This is a genomic window from Microbacterium sp. ZKA21 (assembly GCF_050434165.1).
Taxonomy (GTDB): Bacteria; Actinomycetota; Actinomycetes; order Actinomycetales; family Microbacteriaceae; genus Microbacterium.
In genome coordinates this window covers 192,155-209,514 of sequence record NZ_JBNPVV010000003.1, presented here as the reverse complement: position 1 = coordinate 209,514, position 17,360 = coordinate 192,155, and the positions used below count along the sequence as shown (strand labels likewise).

Annotated in this window: 17 protein-coding genes and 2 tRNA genes; 5 read left to right on the top strand and 14 right to left on the bottom strand. The window is 68.0% G+C overall.

Going from position 1 to position 17,360, the window contains the following annotated elements:
* Positions 1-25: 25 nt before the first annotated feature.
* From M2317_RS08335 to M2317_RS08320, 4 genes are read right to left on the bottom strand one after another with little or no spacing between them, the layout of a single operon-like run.
* Complete coding sequence (locus tag M2317_RS08335; protein WP_429459110.1) at positions 26-760, bottom strand: glucose 1-dehydrogenase; 735 nt, start codon at positions 758-760, stop codon at positions 26-28.
* The gene (locus tag M2317_RS08330; protein WP_429459108.1) at positions 757-1,761 is read right to left on the bottom strand and encodes an NADPH:quinone oxidoreductase family protein; all 1,005 of its coding nucleotides are present in this window, start codon (positions 1,759-1,761) and stop codon (positions 757-759) included. The genes M2317_RS08335 and M2317_RS08330 overlap by 4 nt, the downstream gene beginning before the upstream one ends.
* Positions 1,748-2,338 carry a TetR/AcrR family transcriptional regulator gene (locus tag M2317_RS08325; protein WP_429459107.1) on the bottom strand — a complete coding sequence of 197 codons (591 nt, stop codon included), beginning with the start codon at positions 2,336-2,338 and terminating at the stop codon, positions 1,748-1,750. Before M2317_RS08325 ends, M2317_RS08330 begins: the two co-directional genes overlap by 14 nt.
* A gap of 36 nt (positions 2,339-2,374) precedes the next feature.
* A complete protein-coding gene (locus tag M2317_RS08320) occupies positions 2,375-3,118 on the bottom strand; it encodes an SDR family oxidoreductase (protein ID WP_429459105.1) in 744 nt (247 codons plus the stop codon).
* A 151-nt stretch (positions 3,119-3,269) separates the two neighbouring features.
* On the opposite strand from M2317_RS08320, the gene M2317_RS08315 reads away from it, so the two are divergent.
* From M2317_RS08315 to M2317_RS08300, 4 genes are all read left to right on the top strand, one after another.
* On the top strand, positions 3,270-3,977 hold the full coding sequence (locus M2317_RS08315; protein ID WP_429459103.1) for a polysaccharide deacetylase family protein: 708 nt from the start codon (positions 3,270-3,272) through the stop codon (positions 3,975-3,977).
* 60 nt (positions 3,978-4,037) lie between these two features.
* Positions 4,038-5,018: an acetylxylan esterase gene (locus tag M2317_RS08310; protein WP_429459101.1), complete on the top strand. Its 981-nt coding sequence runs from the start codon at positions 4,038-4,040 to the stop codon at positions 5,016-5,018.
* Positions 5,015-5,974, top strand: a complete 960-nt coding sequence (locus M2317_RS08305) for an acetylxylan esterase (RefSeq protein WP_429459099.1) — start codon at positions 5,015-5,017, stop codon at positions 5,972-5,974. Before M2317_RS08310 ends, M2317_RS08305 begins: the two co-directional genes overlap by 4 nt.
* A 299-nt stretch (positions 5,975-6,273) precedes the next feature.
* Positions 6,274-7,353, top strand: coding sequence for a 3-deoxy-7-phosphoheptulonate synthase (locus M2317_RS08300; protein ID WP_429459098.1), 1,080 nt, complete (start codon positions 6,274-6,276; stop codon positions 7,351-7,353).
* A gap of 181 nt (positions 7,354-7,534) precedes the next feature.
* Here the strand turns inward: M2317_RS08300 and M2317_RS08295 are convergent, their stop codons facing one another.
* Positions 7,535-7,795, bottom strand: coding sequence for a hypothetical protein (locus M2317_RS08295; protein ID WP_429459559.1), 261 nt, complete (start codon positions 7,793-7,795; stop codon positions 7,535-7,537).
* Positions 7,796-7,884: 89 nt separating this feature from the next.
* Between M2317_RS08295 and M2317_RS08290 the strand changes: the two genes are divergently transcribed.
* Positions 7,885-8,370 (top strand): N-acetyltransferase family protein, encoded by a 486-nt coding sequence (locus tag M2317_RS08290; protein WP_429459096.1) that lies wholly within the window; start codon positions 7,885-7,887, stop codon positions 8,368-8,370.
* A gap of 8 nt (positions 8,371-8,378) precedes the next feature.
* Here the strand turns inward: M2317_RS08290 and M2317_RS08285 are convergent, their stop codons facing one another.
* The 9 genes from M2317_RS08285 to gyrB form a co-directional block, all read right to left on the bottom strand.
* Positions 8,379-8,756 (bottom strand): YciI family protein, encoded by a 378-nt coding sequence (locus M2317_RS08285; RefSeq protein ID WP_429459094.1) that lies wholly within the window; start codon positions 8,754-8,756, stop codon positions 8,379-8,381.
* Positions 8,757-8,921: 165 nt separating this feature from the next.
* Positions 8,922-8,994, bottom strand: a tRNA-Ala gene (locus M2317_RS08280).
* Positions 8,995-9,021: 27 nt separating this feature from the next.
* Positions 9,022-9,095 (bottom strand) — tRNA-Ile (locus M2317_RS08275).
* A gap of 52 nt (positions 9,096-9,147) precedes the next feature.
* Positions 9,148-10,089 (bottom strand): hypothetical protein, encoded by a 942-nt coding sequence (locus M2317_RS08270; RefSeq protein WP_429459093.1) that lies wholly within the window; start codon positions 10,087-10,089, stop codon positions 9,148-9,150.
* Positions 10,086-10,769 carry a response regulator gene (locus tag M2317_RS08265; RefSeq protein ID WP_429459091.1) on the bottom strand — a complete coding sequence of 228 codons (684 nt, stop codon included), beginning with the start codon at positions 10,767-10,769 and terminating at the stop codon, positions 10,086-10,088. The genes M2317_RS08270 and M2317_RS08265 overlap by 4 nt, the downstream gene beginning before the upstream one ends.
* Positions 10,757-12,022, bottom strand: a complete 1,266-nt coding sequence (locus M2317_RS08260) for a sensor histidine kinase (protein WP_429459089.1) — start codon at positions 12,020-12,022, stop codon at positions 10,757-10,759. Before M2317_RS08260 ends, M2317_RS08265 begins: the two co-directional genes overlap by 13 nt.
* A gap of 145 nt (positions 12,023-12,167) precedes the next feature.
* Entirely contained in the window at positions 12,168-12,572 is a 405-nt protein-coding gene (locus M2317_RS08255) for a DUF3566 domain-containing protein (RefSeq protein WP_429459087.1), read from the bottom strand.
* Between the two features lie 5 nt (positions 12,573-12,577).
* Positions 12,578-15,127: a DNA gyrase subunit A gene (gene gyrA / locus M2317_RS08250; RefSeq protein ID WP_429459085.1), complete on the bottom strand. Its 2,550-nt coding sequence runs from the start codon at positions 15,125-15,127 to the stop codon at positions 12,578-12,580.
* Between the two features lie 66 nt (positions 15,128-15,193).
* Positions 15,194-17,263: a DNA topoisomerase (ATP-hydrolyzing) subunit B gene (gyrB, locus tag M2317_RS08245; protein ID WP_429459083.1), complete on the bottom strand. Its 2,070-nt coding sequence runs from the start codon at positions 17,261-17,263 to the stop codon at positions 15,194-15,196.
* Positions 17,264-17,360: the final 97 nt, after the last annotated feature.

The following is a 17,360-nucleotide window of genomic DNA, read 5'->3' as shown; positions in this document are numbered from 1 at the left end:
GGAAGCGCATTCGAGGCGGGACGCCTCAGCGGTGCGGGATTCCGGCGATCATTCCGCCGTCGACGACGAACTCCGCGCCGCTCGTGAACGACGACGCGTCGCTCGCGAGGAAGACGATGGTGCCCGTGAGATCCTGCGGCACTCCGGGGCGGCCCAGGGGGATGTCGAGGTGCGCCGGATCGATCCGCGTCGTCATGGACGTCGTGATGAAGCCGGGGTGCACCGAGTTCACCCGGATTCCGGAGGGACCGAGTTCGACGGCCAGCGAGGCGGACAAGCCGCGCACACCGTACTTCGCCGCCGTGTAGCCGTGCAATCCAGGGCTGCCGCGCATGCCCTCCACGGACGAGATGTTGATGATCGAACCGCGGCCTTGCCGCTTCATCGTCGGCACGACGGCACGGCATCCGAAGAAGGTTCCGGTGAGGTTCACCGCGATCACGGAGTTCCACTTCTCGGTGGTCAGGTGCTCGATCGGGGCGGCGTTGGCGATGCCGGCGTTGTTCACCAGCACATCGATGGCGCCGAAACCGGCGAGGGCGGCATCCACCGCGGCATCCCAGGCCGCCTCGTCCGTGACGTCCAGCGGGACGAACCGGGCACGCTCTCCCAGCTCTGCCGCAAGAGCCTCGCCCTCGATGGCGAGGATGTCGGCGATGACCACGCGGCCGCCCGCGGCGTGCAGTGCGCGGACGTAGGCCTCGCCGATCCCCCTGGCCCCACCGGTGACGAGCGCCACGCGCCCGTCGAGATCGGTCACGCGGCCACCTCGATGACCACGCGGCCGACGGTCGCGCCGGTCGCGAGCGCCGTGATCGCATCGGGGGCGCGCTCGAACGGGACGACGTGATCGACGACGGGGTCGATCCGGCCTTCCTCGAAGAGACCGATGAGTGCATCATGCGCTTCGTCCACGAGTTTCGGCAGGCGCTCCTGGTACAGACCCCAGTAGAGCCCGAGCACGGCGTAGTTCTTCACGAGCGCGTGGTTGACGGCGAGCTGCGGGATCTCGCCGCTCGCGAATCCGATCACGACGATCCGCCCCTCGAACGCGACCGACCGCGTGGATGCGGCGAACGCCGGTCCGCCCACGGGATCGAAGACCACATCGGCGCCGTGCCCGCCGGTGATGCGCTTGACCTCGCCGACGATGTCGTCGCTGCGCAGGATGACGTGCTCAGCCCCCGCACCGCGCGCGACAGCGGCCTTCGCTTCGGAACCGACGACCCCGATCACTCGGGCGCCGGCAGCGACCCCGAGTTGGACGGCGGCCGCGCCCACGCCGCCGGCCGCAGCATGCACGAGCAGCCACTCGCCGGCGCGCAGTCGCGCCCGCCGGTGCAGGGCGAACCACGCCGTCTGATAGGCGATGCTGAGGCCCGACGCCGCGACGAAGCCGAAGTCATCCGGGATGGCGTGCACGGATGCCGCCTCCACGGTGACGTACTCCGCGAGCACGCCGATCCGACCGGCGACCACCCTGTCACCGACGGAGAAGTCCGCGACGCCCGCGCCGATGCCGACCACGGTTCCGCTGCATTCCACTCCGGGAATGAAAGGCAGCTCCGGCTTCACCTGGTACTGCCCGCGCGCCAGCAGCACATCGGGGAAGTTGGCGGCGACGGCGGCGACCCGGATGAGCACCTCCCCGTCGGCCGGTGCGGGCGACTCCACCTCGTCGAGCGTCAGCGCGTCGGCCGGCTCGCCGAGCGTCGTGACTCGCCAGGCGCGCATGGTGTGCGGAACGTCAGTGTTCGGCATCCGTTCTCCTCAGGCTGGACAGGAACAGGTCTGTGATCTGCTCGGCGACGAGCGTCTTGCCCTCCGGCCCTTCGGCCGAGTACCAGTGCGAGAGGTAGTGCACGTCGCTGAAGAAGTGCGCGATGAGCACCGCCGTCGGGATGTCCGCGCGGTACACCCCATCGCGCTGCCCGCGCTCGATGAGGGCGGCGAACTCGTCGTGATAGGCGCGCCGCCGCCGGGTGACCTCCTGCTGACGAGGAGCGGACAGCATGTTCATGCTGCGAAAGAACACCGCCCCCTCGGCGATGTGATCGATCGAGGTCTCGAGCACGTCGACGCACACGGCGCGCAGCACGGCATCCGTCTCGCCGCCGCGGGCGATGATCTCCTCGAGGTGCGCCCTCTGCAGCGACAGCAGCGTGTCGTAGATGCCGAAGAGCAGATCGTCCTTCGACTCGAAGTAGTGGTACATCGCGCCCTTGGTGACGCCGGCTGCCGCCACGATCTGCTGCACGCTGGTGTTGGCATAGCCCTGGGTGGCGAACAGCTCGACGGCCGCACGGGTGACGTCCTCTGCGACGTGGGAATCCTTCATGCCTTCATCTTTCCGCGAATCCTGCTCCGGCGTTGATCACAGGATCGGACGGATGCCGGCGCCGCCGTCGATCGACAGTGTCTGCCCGGTGATCCACGCGGCATCCTTCGACAGGAGGAAGGCGACCGGACCGGCGACGTCATCCGGCTCGCCGAGCCGCGCGAGCGGGTACGCGGCGGATGCCTCGGCCTCGTGACCTTCGTAGAGAGCGCGGGCGAACGCGGTCTTGATGACCGCCGGCGCGACCGCATTCACTCGGATCGACGGAGCGAGCTCGAACGCGAGTTGCGCGGTGAGGTTGATGAGCGCGGCCTTCGAGATTCCGTAGAAGGCGATGCCGGGACTCGCGCTCTGGCCCGCGGCCGAGGCGATGTTGACCACGCTGCTCCGCAGGCCTGCGCCGATCGCCGACCTGGTCCATTCCAGCGCTGCGACGACGTTCACTTCGAGGATCTTGCGCGCGGCATCGACGTCGACGTCCACGATCGGCCCGTAGACGGGGTTGATGCCGGTGTTGTTGACCAGGTGGTCGAGCCGGCCGTGGCGCTGGGTGATGTGCGCGTAGACGTCGCCCCGGTGTTCCGGGTCATCGGCGTGGCCGGCCACGGCGGAGGCCGCGGGCCCGAGTTCGGCGACCGCGGCATCCAGAGCATCCTGCCTGCGGCCGGTGATCACGACCGAGCCGCCCTCCGCGACGAGGCGCCGGGCGATGGCGAAGCCGATGCCGCGGCTGGCCCCGGTGATGAGCGAGACCGTGCCGTCGAAGCGTGCTGCGGGCATGGGCGCCTCCTTGCGCATTGCATACCGTCCAGTCGGTTTTGTCGAGCGTAGCATGCCCACCGCTAAATTGATGCGGCGTGGATGTCACCGATGCCGAGCACACGAAGCGAGGCGATGCCGCCGCGGTGTCGCGCCCCAGGAGGTTTCCCCGATGACCGGACGACTGCTGCTCACCTTCGACGATCGTCACGTGGACTCGTGGCTCGCCGCTCGGCCGCTGTTCGACGAAGTGGAGGCCGAGGTGACCTTCTTCGTCATGGAGGCGGATCTGCTCGACGACGACGAACGCGCGGGTCTTCAGGTCCTGCTCGCCGACGGGCACACGGTGGGCTCGCACGGCGCCAGGCACCGCAACGCCGACGAGACCATCCGCGATCAGGGCGCGGATGAGTATGTCGCGATCGAGATCGACCCCAGCATCCATGCCCTGCAGGAGATCGGCGCCTCGGTGCGCTCCTTCGCCTACCCGAACACCCGCCGCGACGACGCGTCCGACGCGGTGCTCCTGAGCCGATTCGAGTACCTCCGCGGCGGCAGCCCGCGCACTGCGGATCGGGCGATCACCGCTCGCACGATCGTCCCGGCCGACGCGATCCCGCGGGTGCTCCCTGCCAGGGGCTCCGACACCGGCCGGGGTGGGGAATCCCACCCCGCGGATGCCGAGACGATGAGCTTCCTGCTGCGCGAGACGGCGGAACGAGACGGAGTGCTCGTCGTGCTCGCCCACGACATCGCAGCCAGGAGCGCGTTCAATCACATCGACCCCGACCGCCTGGCGGTCATCCTGCGCGAGGCACGGGGCCTCGGCCTCTCGATGCACGGCTTCGACCGACTCCCGATGCCTGAGGGATCGCGCTGATCGACGACCGCTCCTGACCGAATCACCCGACCCGCAGCCGAATCCCGAGAGAATCGAGACATGGCCCAGTTCGACATGCCCATCGACCAGCTCCGCGAATACCGACCCGAACGTGAGGAGCCCACCGACTTCGACGCCTTCTGGGAGGAGACGCTGGCGTTCTCCCGCGGACGCGGCGAGCCCGTGTTCACCCGCGTGGACACCGCCCTGCGCAACCTCATCGTCGACGACGTGACGTTCCCCGGGTTCGCCGGACACCCGATCAAGGCGTGGTTCGTCCGACCGGTCGGCGAGATCCGCGGCACCGTGGTGCAGTTCATCGGCTACAGCGGTGGCCGCGGAGTCCCCGAGCAGTGGACCCTGCTGCCCAGCGCGGGATACGCCGTCTTCGTCATGGACAGCCGCGGGCAGGGCAGCGGCGGGCACGCAGCCGCCACACCCGACCCGGTCGGCACCGGCCCCCGCATCCACGGCCAGATGTCCAGCGGCATCGAGGACCCGCACGAGTACTACTACCGCCGCCTGTTCACGGATGCCGCACTCGCCGTCGATGCGGCCCGCAGTCACCCCGACGTCGACCCCTCGAAGGTGGTCGTCGCCGGCGGCAGCCAGGGCGGCGGCATCGCGGTCGCGGCGGCCGGGCTCAGCGACGGGCTCGCCGGAGCGATGATCGACGTGCCGTTCCTCAGCCATTACCGCCGTGCGCTGCGCATCACCGATGCCAACCCGTACAACGAGCTGGCACGCTACATGCAGACCCGTCGCGGCGACGAAGAGGACGTCTTCCGCGTGCTCAGCTACTTCGACGGGGTCAACTTCGCCGCCCGCGCCACGGCTCCCGCGCTGTACTCGGTCGGTCTCTACGACGCCGTGTGCCCGCCGTCGACTGTCTTCGCTCAGTTCAATCACTACGCGACCGAGGACAAGACCATCGAGGTGTACCCGTACAACGGGCACGAGGGCGGACAGTGGACGCAGTGGCGTCGGCACCTCGAGTTCTTGGACGAGCTCTTCGGGGCGGCGGCTGAGGCGGCCGCGTGACCACCGCCGTCCCGGAAGAGCTCACAGAGTATCCGCTCTCGGTTCTGCTGACTCCGCCTGATCCGCCGGCCGCACCCGTCGACTTCGACGCGTTCTGGCAGAACACCTTCGTCGAGTTCGGCTCCGGCCCCGTCGACTGGGAGGTCACAGAGCCGCTCGAGCCGACCCCGACGCATCGCGTCCAGCGGATCCTGTTCGCCTCTTCGACGGGCGAACAGGTCGTCGCCTGGCTCGCGCTGCCGCACGGACCGGTCACTCGAGGGCGGGTCATCGGCCACGGCTACGGCGGGCGCACCGAACCCGATCTCGCCGATCTCCCCGCCGACACGGCGGCGATCTTCCCGGTGGCCCCTGGTCAGGAGGCGAATCCACCCGGACGCTTCCCCGCGCTCTCGGCGCGGCACGTGCTCGCCGGCATCCAGCACCGCGAGACGTATTCGCACCGGTACTCGGCCGCCGACCTGTGGCGCGCGGCCACCGTCCTGCTGGATGCCGCTCCGGATGCCGCGGCGGCGCTCGACTATCAGGGCGGCAGCTTCGGCGGCGGGATGGGTGCGCTCGCACTGCCGTGGGATGAGCGGTTCCGCCGAGCATCCCTCGACGTGCCCAGTTTCGGGCATTTCCCGATCCGGCTCAGCCGCCGCTGCACCGGGAGCGGCGAGTCCGTCCGGCAGCATCTGCGGCAGCATCCGGAAGTGCGCCCTGTCCTGGACTATTTCGATGCGGCGATCGCGGCGTCGCGGATCCGCATCCCGGTGCACGTCGGTGCCGCAGTCAAGGACCCGTCCGTCGATCCTCGCGGACAGTTCGCCGTGTACCACGCGCTGGCTGGGCCGAAGCGGCTGACCGTGCGGGGTTCCGGCCACCTGGAGGGTCCCATCGAGGAGCTCTCCGACGGGTTGTTCCGGCAGGCGACGGAAGACTTCTTCGCTGCGGCGACCATCGATCGGGCCTGACCGCCCCGCGCCGTGCTGAATCCCACCGGCACGTGGGACCATCACTCGGATCCGATACTCCGGACGGATGCCGAGGCATCCGGGATTCGGCACGGACAGGGCATCCGATTCATGCGGTAGGGTCTTGTCCATGACATCCCGTTGGTATGCGTATTTCGAGTCGGCTCTGGAGGGGCCGGCGCTGATCTAGCGCATACCGACACCTTCAGAGCCGACAAGCCAGAGCATTCGCTCTGGCTTTCGCCGTTTCGGCGGGCTCTGCATCGGGTCCGCCCTCACCAAGACAGGACCCCCTGCACATGAACGACGCAGCCACGATCGACGCCACCGCGGATCTCCACGTCGCGGCCTTCACCACGATCCCGACACCCGCGGAGATCGCCGCCGAGCTGCCCGTCGGTGACGAGCGAGCAGCTCTCGTCTCGCGCACCCGCGACGAGATCCGCGCCATCATGGCGGGCGAGGACGACCGCCTGCTCGTCGTCGCGGGGCCGTGCTCCATTCATGACCCCGAAGCCGGGCTGGACTACGCCGCCCGCCTGACGCTCGAGGCCGAGCGGCACCGCGACGACCTGCTGATCGTCATGCGGACGTACTTCGAGAAGCCCCGCACGACCGTCGGTTGGAAGGGGCTGATCAACGACCCGCACCTGGACGGCAGCCACGACATCGAGACCGGGCTGCGGATGGCCCGCTCCTTCCTGCGGGACGTCACGGCGCTCGGGATGCCGTGCGCCACCGAGTTCCTCGAGCCGATCAGCCCGCAGTACACCGCTGACCTCGTGAGCTGGGGAGCGATCGGTGCGCGAACGACCGAGAGCCAGATCCACCGCCAGCTCGCGTCGGGCCTGTCCATGCCGATCGGCTTCAAGAACGGCACGGACGGCGGACTCCAGGTCGCTCTGGATGCTGCGGCCGCGGCATCCTCTCCGCAGGCGTTCCTCGGGATCGGTGCCGACGGACGGGCGAGCCTGGTCACCACGACGGGCAACCCGGACACGTCGGTGATCCTGCGCGGCGGGGCGGATGGGCCGAACTACGGCACGGAGCACGTCGCTCAGGCGTCATCGCGACTGGCTGCCGCGGGACTCGTGGCACGTCTGATCATCGACGCCAGTCACGGGAACAGCGGCAAGGACCACGTGCGTCAGGCCGACGTCGCCCGTGAGCTCGCGGCGCAGATCTCGACCGAGGGGGCGGGGATCGCGGGCATCATGCTGGAGAGCAATCTGGTCGCCGGGGCGCAGAAGCTCGACGTGACGCAGGGCCCGGCGGCGCTGGTGCGCGGCCAGAGCGTGACGGATGCCTGCATGGGATGGGACACGACCGTCGACGCTCTCACCGGTCTGGCCGCCGCGGCGCGTGCGAGGCGCGGCTGACGGTCGCGTCATCACGGTCTTCCGGTCGCAGTTCGTGCCGCTTCAGCGCTCGACCGCATCATTCCGGTCGCAGTCTGTGCCGCGTCGCCTCAGTCTGAGCGACAGCAACTGCGACCGGAACCCGGCGCGCTCGGGTCGTGACGGCAGCAACTGCGACCGGAACCCGGCGTTCGCGGGCGCGTCAGGCCACGCGGACGTTCAGCAGCTGCCAGCCCTCGGGGACCTTCGCCTCGAGACCGGCCATGTCGTCCGCGGAGATCTCCGTGACCTGGTCGCGGCGGGCGAACGTGCCGACGGCCTTCAGGATCGCCGCGCCCTTGATCATCTCGACCGGAGAGGAGACGAGGTCGAACCCCTCGGGCCGCTGCGCGGCCAGTTGCACCTGGACATCGGCCAGGTCGGCGGCTTCGACCGCGACGGAGCGGGTTTCCACGGGACGCATGAGACCGATCAGCACCCTTAGATCTTAGGAGGTGCATGGCGCCGGCTCCGGCGACGCGGCAGACTGGGCGCATCCGAGAGGAGAGCGGCATGCCGGGATCCGAGATCGAGATCGTCTTCGCCACCGCGCAGGATGCCGAGACGCTCACGCGGCTGCAGATCGACTTCGGCGACGAGTTCGACGAGCCGGAGGCGCCGTTCGAGGTGCTGCTTCCGCGGTTCCGGCGCTTCCTGGCCGATCCGGCCGGGTTCGCCCTGCTCGCCCGGAGACATGACCGGATCGTCGGTTACGCCGTCGTCGCGCTGCGCCCGGCGATCTACAACGACGGCGGGCACGTCGCCACTCTCGACGAACTCTACGTGCGTCCGCAGCACCGGTCCCAGGGGATCGGCGGTGCGCTGCTCGCGCAGGCAGTGGACGAATCCCGCCGGAGGGATGCCGGCGAGATGCACATCAACGTCGATTCCAGCGACATCGATGCGCGCCGCTTCTACGAACGACATGGCTTCCGCAACAGCATCCCCGGCGTCGACGAGCCGGTGCTCTGGTACTTCGCCGAATGGGATGCCGACTGATCCCGGTGCTATTCCGCGGGCTCCTCCTGCAGCGCGCGGACCTCGATGCGGCACTGGAGCGCGATCGACGCTCTGGTCGCCCACTCAAGCGCCTTGCCCTCGTCGGACGCCTCGATCACCCAGAAGCCGCCGACGTACGACTCGGCCTCGACGAACGGCTCATCGAGCACGCGGGTCTCGCCCGACGAGACATCGACGGTCTTGGCCGTCGACGGCGGTGTGAGTCCGCCGGCGAACAGCAGTGCTCCGGCATCCTTCAGCGCGGTGTTGAACTCATCAACCGCGGCCATGACGGCGGCGAGCTCCGCGGGGTCGAACTCCTGCATGGACTCCATCGTCGGCTCGGTCGCCGTGTCGTGCGGCACGGTCAGGAAGTACTGGGTCATGGCTTCGTTCCCTTCATCGTGGGCCACCTCGTGCGACCCTCTCACCAAGGCGTCGAACGGGCAACGGCCGAATCGACATCCACCGAAAGAAATATGCCGTGGCGGCGGTCCTGCAAAGCCGGAAACGAAGAAACCGGCCGGACTGAGTCCGACCGGTTCTGGATGTGGAGCCTAGGAGATTCGAACTCCTGACATCCTGCTTGCAAAGCAGGCGCTCTACCAACTGAGCTAAGGCCCCGTGAGGGTGTTCAGTTGGAGTGTGGAGTGGGGCTACCAGGACTTGAACCTGGGACCTCTTCATTATCAGTGAAGCGCTCTAACCGCCTGAGCTATAGCCCCGTCAACCTCCAAGAGATTACCCGAGATTGACGAAAAAACCGAATCGAGCCGGTCAGTCCCCCGCCCGCAGCGTGGCCGATCCGGCGGAGACCCGTGCGTCGATCGTGCTGGATGCGGTGGTGGACGTTTCCACGTGGTTGTCGAACGATCCTGCGCTGACCTCCTGAGTGACGTTGTACACGTCATCCGGCACCGTCAGCTCGAGTGAACCGGCGCTCACCTCGAACGTGATCGCGTCCGGCGTGCTGCCGGTGAACTCGGCGGTCAGGCGGCCCGCCGAGATGCCGAGGTCCGCCTCCTGGACGTCCGCGAGCTCGATCTCGGCGCGACCGGCGCTGATGTCGGCATCCACCGATACGGCGGAGCCTTCGATCGTCAACGCGCCGGCACCGACGTGCAGGTCGACCTCGCCGAACTCGCCGGCGGCATCCAGGCTCCCGGCCCCCAGATCGAGATCCAGGTCCAGCCCAGCCGTCCTGAGACTCTCGGGAAGCATCAGAACGACGCGCTCGTCGTCCCCCCACCAGCCGCCGAACCACCAGCCGAACGAGCGGTTCGGGCTGCGGACGACGAGCTCGTCGTCATCGCGCTCGACCGTCCACGCCCCGCCACGGCCTCCGTCGACCCGCAGCTCCGCCTCGTCGACGTCGCCGAACTGGACGCTCACATCACTCGCTCCGACCTCCATCGACAGACCCCGGATGCCGTCGACATCCGCCGCCGTCGCGAACGAGTGCTCGTTCAACTGACCGCTGGCGGCGAAGGCCGCTGTCGCACCCGACCCGAGCAGCGCCACACCGCCGATCACGGCGAGGACGATGCCGATCGGACGTCCCGGTCCCGACGCAGGTCGCGCCGGTCCAGCCGGAGGAACCGATCCTGCCGCCTGGGGAGGGGATGCCGGGGCAGCGTTCGCCGCGGCATCCGGAACCGAGGGCCCGGCCGGAGGAGGAGTCAGCGGGATCTCGTGCCCGCCGTTGTCGTTCGTGCTCATCGTGCCGCTCCTGTCTGTCCGGCGGCCGGGCCGCCGTTGTTCTCGATGTGGGCGAGCGCTGCCAGCACCCGCCGGTTGCCCGATTCGTCCTGCTCGAAACCGAGCTTCTGGAAGATGGAAGTGATGTGCTTCTCGACGCTCGCCTCGGAGAGGAAGAGGAGACCCGCGATCGCCTGATTCGACTTCCCCTCGGCGATCAGCGCGAGGACCGTGCGTTCGCGTTCCGTGAGCCGGAGCATCCGGTCGTCCTTGTTGCGCCGGGTCAGCAGCTGCGCGACCACCTCGGGGTCGAGCACAGTCGCCCCGTCCGCGATCCGCTCGACCGAGACGACGAACTCCGACACATCGGCGACCCGGTCCTTCAGCAGGTAGCCGAGCGGCCCGCCCTGGGCGGCGATCAGATCGCTGGCGTAGCGCTCCTCGACGTACTGCGAGAGCACGAGGATCGGCAGCTGCGGCTGGCGGGCGCGGATCTCGAGCGCCGCACGGATCCCCTCATCCGTGAAGGTCGGCGGAAGCCGGACGTCCAGGATGCAGAGATCGGGCGTGTGCTCGGTGACCGCATCGTGCAGTCCATGAGTATCGGGAAGGGCGGCGACCACCTCGTGGCCGGCGTCCTCGAGGAGCCGGACGAGCCCCTCGCGGAGAAGGACGGAATCCTCGCAGATCAGGATGCGCATGGCACACTCACCTCCAGGCTGGTCGGACCGCCCTGCGGGCTGTCGAGTCGGAACGTCCCACCGGCGGCGAGCACGCGGTTCGAGATGCCGTCGAGGCCACCGCCGGGCTGGATCTGCGCCCCGCCCATGCCGTTGTCCTCGACACGAGCCCACAGCACGCCGTTCTCGCGTCGGCGCACGATCACCCGGCAGTCGCTGGCCCGCGAGTGCTTGGCCGCGTTCGTGAGAGATTCGGCGATCGCGAAGTACACGGCGGCCTCGGCGTCCCGGCTGCACCGCCCCTCCATGCGGACGTCGAGGTGCACGGGGATGTGCGACCGGCCGGCGAGGGCCGAGAGCGCGGCATCGAGACCGCGATCGTCCAGGACGGACGCGTGGATCCCGCGGGCCAGCTGGCGCAGCTCGGTGATGGCCGCTTTGGTCGACGTATGCGCCTCGGAGATGAGCTCCTTGGCCTTCGCCGGGTCGTCGTCGATCTTCTGCTGGGCGAGTCCGAGGGTCATGCCGACCGATACGAGCCGCGGCTGGACGCCGTCGTGGAGGTCCCGCTCGATGCGGGTGCGCTCGACGTCGGCGGCCCGGACGGCGCCCTCGCGCTGAGCGCTCGTGGTGCGCACCTGCTCGGTGAGCTCGGCCTCGCGGCTCGGCACGATCAGCGCGCGGGTGATCACGCGGTGCAGCAGCGCGAGCCCGACGATCGCGGCTGCGGAAATCACGACGCCCAGGATGCCGACCAGCGGCGCCCACGCGACGAGGATCTCGCTGCCGTACGGACCGTCGACGATGCCTTCGCGCGTGAGCGGTGCGAAGGCGGTGATCGCCGACCACACCATGCCCCAGAACAGGCGCAGGATCAGGAAGCCCGCGATGCAAGCGAGCACGAAGTTCGCCAGCGCGCGCCACATCGAGCCGTCGATCGCCTGCCGGCCGAGCGAGCGGACCCAGCCGCCGAACCCCGGGCGGGTGCGCGGTCGCGGACGCAGGGTCGGCAGCCCGAGGTCGTAGAGGCTGCTCACGCGAGCGACCTCGAACCAGGCGACGCCGAACATCGCGTAGACGAGCCCGACGAAGAAGATGAGCCCGATGCCGAACACGAACACGAGCGCGATGCTCGCTGCGAACAGTCCGCTGAGGACGCCGAAGGCGATGGATCCCAGCACTCCGAGTGCGGTGAGCTGCAGGATCGTGAGGAGCAACCGCACCGGCGGCCGCTCCGCGACCGGCGCTGCGGGATGAGCAGTCTGATTCGTCATGCCCATAACGCTACGGTTCCGGGCTGTCGCCGGATACCGAGGCAGCCAGACGGCTCGCTTCGGGTTATCCCTACTCCGGGACGACGGAAGGCGGATGCCGAAGCATCCGCCTTCCGATCCTCACCGGCTCCGTGAGCCGATGTCGTCAGTTCGAGGTGAAGCCGACCAGCAGGCCGCCGGTGACCTTGACCGCGAGGTTGTAGATGCCCGCGACGACGGCACCGAGCACGGTGAACACGATGAGGTTCAGGATCGACACGACCGCGGCGAAGGCCATCACCTGCGGCAGGCCGATCGTCTCCGACAGCGAGAACGCGCCGTCGGTGAAGCTGCCGAGGATCTCATCGACCTGAGAGATGACGCCCGTCGCCTGCAGCACCATGTACACCAGGAAGAACGAGACCATGGTGACGACCGCGAACGCGATCGCGCCGAGGAACGCCAGCTTCACCGCGGACCAGAAGTCGACGTAGACCAGGCGCAGGCGGACCTGCTTGCCCCCGGACTTGCGCGTCGATTTCTTCGCGAGCTTGTCGGCTACTGTGCTCATGCGTCTTAGTTTTCCTCAGGAGTCTGTGTGTTGTCGGAGTCGGGTGATTCGGCATCCGCTTCGGCATCTTCCTCAGCGAGCCCCCGCTCTCCGTTGCGGGCGATGGCCAGGATGCGATCGTCCGCAGACGTCCTCGCGAACACCACACCCATGGTGTCGCGGCCCTTCGCCGGGACCTCGGCCACGGCAGAGCGTACCACCTTGCCGCTGGACAGAACCACCAGGACCTCGTCGTCGTCCGCGACCATCAGACCGCCGGCGAGCGTGCCCCGATCGTCGTTCAGCTTCGCGACCTTGATGCCAAAACCACCGCGTCCCTGGACGCGGTACTCGTCGATCGCCGTGCGCTTGGCGTAGCCGCCGTCGGTCACGACGAAGACGAACTGCCCGGGGGCGGCGACGGATGCCGAGAGCAGACTGTCTCCCTCGCGGAACTTCATGCCCTTCACGCCGGCGGTCGCACGACCCATGGGACGCAGCGCCTCGTCGGTCGCGCTGAATCGCACCGACATGCCACGGCGGCTGATGAGCAGGATGTCGTCCGCACTGTCCACGAGCAGAGCGCCGACGAGTTCGTCCTCCTCGTTCAGGCGGATCGCGATCACACCGCCCTGACGGTTGGTGTCGTAGGCCGACAGGGTCGTCTTCTTCACCAGGCCGTCCCGCGTCGCCAGGACCAGGTAGTCGGAGACCTCGTAGTCGCGGATGTCGAGGATCTGCGCGATCCCCTCATCCGGCTGCAGCGCGAGCAGGTTCGCGACGTGCGTGCCCTTCGCGTCGCGACCGGCTTCCGGCACCTCGTAGGTCTTGGTGCGGTAGACGCGGCCCTTGTCGGTGAAGAACAGCAGCCAGTGGTGCGTGGTCGTCACGAAGAAGTGCTCGACGATGTCGTCCGCCCGCAGCTGGGCGCCCTTGATCCCCTTGCCGCCGCGGTGCTGCGAACGGTAGTTGTCGCTGCGCGTGCGCTTGATGTAGCCGTCGCGGGTGACGGTGACCACCATCTCCTCTTCGGCGATGAGGTCCTCCATGGACACGTCGCCGTCGAAGCCGTGCAGGATGTGCGTGCGGCGCTCGTCGCCGAAGCGCTCGACGATGCCGACGAGCTCCTCGCGGATGATCGCCCGCTGACGCATCGGATCGGCGAGGATCTCGTTGTAGTCCTTGATCCTGGCTTCGATCTCGGTGGCCTCGTCGATGATCTTCTGCCGCTCGAGCGCCGCCAGGCGACGCAGCTGCATATCGAGGATCGCCTGCGCCTGTTCGTCGTCGATGTCGAGGAGCGCCTTCAGTCCGGAACGCGCCTCATCGGCACTGGGGGACCGGCGGATCAACGCGATCACCTCGTCGAGCGCATCGAGCGCCTTGAGGTAGGCGCGCAGGATGTGCATCCGCGCCTCGGCCTTGCGCAGGCGGAAGATCGTGCGGCGCACGATGACGTCGATCTGGTGGTCGATCCAGTGCGTCACGAAGCCGTCGAGTGCGAGCGTGCGCGGCACGCCGTCGACGATCGCGAGCATGTTCGCACCGAAGTTGTCCTGCAGCTGCGTGTGCTTGTACAGGTTGTTCAGCACGACCTTGGCGACGGCATCCCGCTTGAGAACGACGACGAGGCGCTGCCCCGTGCGGTCGCTGGTCTCGTCGCGGATGTCGGCGATGCCGGTGATCTTGCCCTCGCGGACGAGGTCGCCGATCTTGACGGCGAGGTTGTCGGGGTTGACCTGGTACGGCAGCTCGGTGATCACCAGGCACGTACGGCCCTGGATCTCCTCGACGTTGACGACCGCTCGCATCGTGATCGATCCACGACCCGTGCGATACGCCTCATGGATGCCCTTGGTGCCCAGGATCTGCGCGCCGGTCGGAAAGTCCGGACCCGGGATGCGCTGGATGAGTCCGTCGAGCAGCTCTTCGCGCGAGACATCGGGGTTGTCCATCGCCCACAGCGCGGCGTCGGCGACCTCGCGGAGGTTGTGCGGCGGGATGTTGGTCGCCATGCCGACCGCGATGCCGACCGACCCGTTGACGAGGAGGTTAGGGAACCGAGCGGGCAGAACCGTCGGCTCCTGGGTCTGGCCGTCGTAGTTCGGCTGGAAGTCGACGGTCTCCTCTTCGATGTCGCGCACCATCTCGAGCGCGAGCGGAGCCATCTTCGTCTCGGTGTAACGGGGAGCGGCGGCGCCCATGTTGCCCGGGGACCCGAAGTTGCCCTGGCCGAGGGCGAGCGGGTAGCGCAGCGCCCAAGGCTGCACGAGACGCACGAGGGTGTCGTAGATCGCGGTGTCGCCGTGCGGGTGGTACTGACCCATGACCTCGCCGACGACGCGCGCGCACTTCGAGTACGACTTGTCGGGGCGGAAGCCGCCGTCGTACATGCCGTAGATCACACGGCGGTGCACCGGCTTGAGTCCATCGCGGACGTCGGGCAGTGCACGGCCGACGATGACGGCCATCGCGTAGTCGAGGTAGCTGCGCTGCATCTCCGACTGGAGGTCGACCTGGTCGATCTTGCCGTGCTCGTGCGCGGCACTGGAGTCGGGACGTTCTTCGTCAGTCATGTGTGTCTTTCAGTTCCGGTCGTACAGCTCACTGAGCTCGTTGAAGTGCGAAGCGAGTCCAATGCATCAGATGTCGAGGAAGCGGACGTCCTTGGCGTTGCGCTGGATGAAGTTGCGCCGGGACTCGACGTCCTCCCCCATCAGCACGCTGAAGATCTCGTCGGCCGCGGCCGCGTCGTCGATCGTCACCTGCTGCAGGGTCCGCGTGGTGTGATCCATCGTGGTCTCCCACAGCTCCTTGGCGTTCATCTCGCCGAGACCCTTGTAGCGCTGGATGCCCTCCTTGGGGATGCGCTTGCCGTTGGCGAGCCCGTCCTTGAGCAGTGCGTCGCGCTCGGCATCCGAGTACACGTACTCATGCGGCTGGTTCGACCACTTGAGCCGGTACAGCGGCGGCATCGCGAGGTAGACGAAACCGGCCTCGATCAGTCCGCGCATGTAGCGGAACAGCAGAGTCAGCAGCAGCGTCGTGATGTGCTGACCGTCGACATCGGCATCCGCCATGAGCACGATCTTGTGGTACCGGGCCTTCTCGATGTCGAAGTCCTCGCCGATCCCCGTGCCGAAGGCCTGGATCATCGCCTGCACCTCACGGTTGGCGAGCGCCTTGTCCAGGCGGGCTCGCTCGACGTTGAGGATCTTGCCTCGCAGCGCCAGGATCGCCTGGGTGTGCGGGTCGCGACCCTGCACCGCGGAACCGCCGGCCGAGTCGCCCTCCACGAGGAAGATCTCGCTGATCGAGGGGTCCTTGCTCGTGCAGTCCTTGAGCTTGTCCGGCATCGCAGCCGATTCGAACACGCTCTTGCGACGCGCGGTCTCGCGGGCCTTGCGAGCCGCCAGGCGTGCGGTCGCGGCGTCGATCGCCTTGCGGATGACGTTCTTCGCCTGCACCGGGTTGCGATCGAACCAGTCGCCGAGCTGGTCGCCGACGACCTTCTGCACGAATGCCTTCGCCTCGGTGTTGCCGAGCTTGGTCTTCGTCTGACCCTCGAACTGCGGCTCCGAGAGCTTGACCGAGATCACCGCGGTGAGGCCTTCGCGGACGTCGTCACCGGAGAGGTTGTCGTCCTTCTCCTTGAGGAGGTTGTTCGCCCGCGCGTACTTGTTGACGAGCGTCGTCAGCGCCGCACGGAAGCCCTCCTCGTGCGTGCCGCCCTCGTGCGTGTTGATCACGTTGGCGTAGGTGAACACGTTCTCGGTGTACGAGGTCGTCCACTGCATCGCGATCTCGACCGAGATCTTGCGGACGGTGTCCTCCGCGGAGAAATCGATGATCTCCTCGTTGACGACGTCGGCGTGGCGCACCTTGTTCAGGTATTCGACGTAGTCGACGAGACCGCGCTCGTAGTAGAAGACATCGGCCCGCTGCTTCGTGACCGGCTTCCCGTCCTCCTCGGTCTCGTACGTCGCGCCTTCGCGCTCGTCGCTCAGCTCGATGCGCAGGCCCTTGTTCAGGAACGCCATCTGCTGGAACCGGGTGCGCAGCGTCTCGTACTCGAACTCGATGCCCTCGGTGAAGATCTCGGCATCCGGCCAGAACGTGATGCTCGTTCCGGTCTCGGACGTCGCCTCGCCCTTCTCGAGCTGCTGCTGCGGGACGCCGCCGTCGGCGAAGCTGTGCCGCCAGACGAAGCCCTTCTGCTTGACCTCGACGTCGAACCGGGTCGAGAGCGCGTTCACGACGGACGAGCCAACGCCGTGCAGACCACCGGAGACGGCGTAGGCGCCGCCGCCGAACTTGCCGCCGGCGTGCAGGATGGTCAGCACGACCTCGACGGTCGACTTGGTCGGGTCGGACGAGTGCGGGTCGACGGGGATGCCGCGGCCGTTGTCCACGACGCGGACACCGCCATCGGCGAGCAGCGTCACGACGATTGTGTCGGCGTGGCCGGCCATTGCCTCGTCGACGGAGTTGTCGACGATCTCCTGCACCAGGTGATGCAGGCCGCGGGGGCCCGTGGACCCGATGTACATGCCTGGTCGCTTGCGCACCGCCTCGAGACCCTCGAGGATCTGGATGGAGTCCGCACCGTACTCGGTTTCGATCTTCGCGGAGTCGCCGGCAGTGCGCGCCTGGGCGTCGGGGGTGCCCCCGGTCGTCGATTCCGTCTCGTCAGCGGGGGATTCAGGCGTCATCAGAGGGCAGTCTCCACATCGATCTTGTGAAGTCCAGTCTACCCGTACCTGAAGCGGTTCATCGCGCTGAAAGGCCGTGTATGGCCCTCAAATCGAT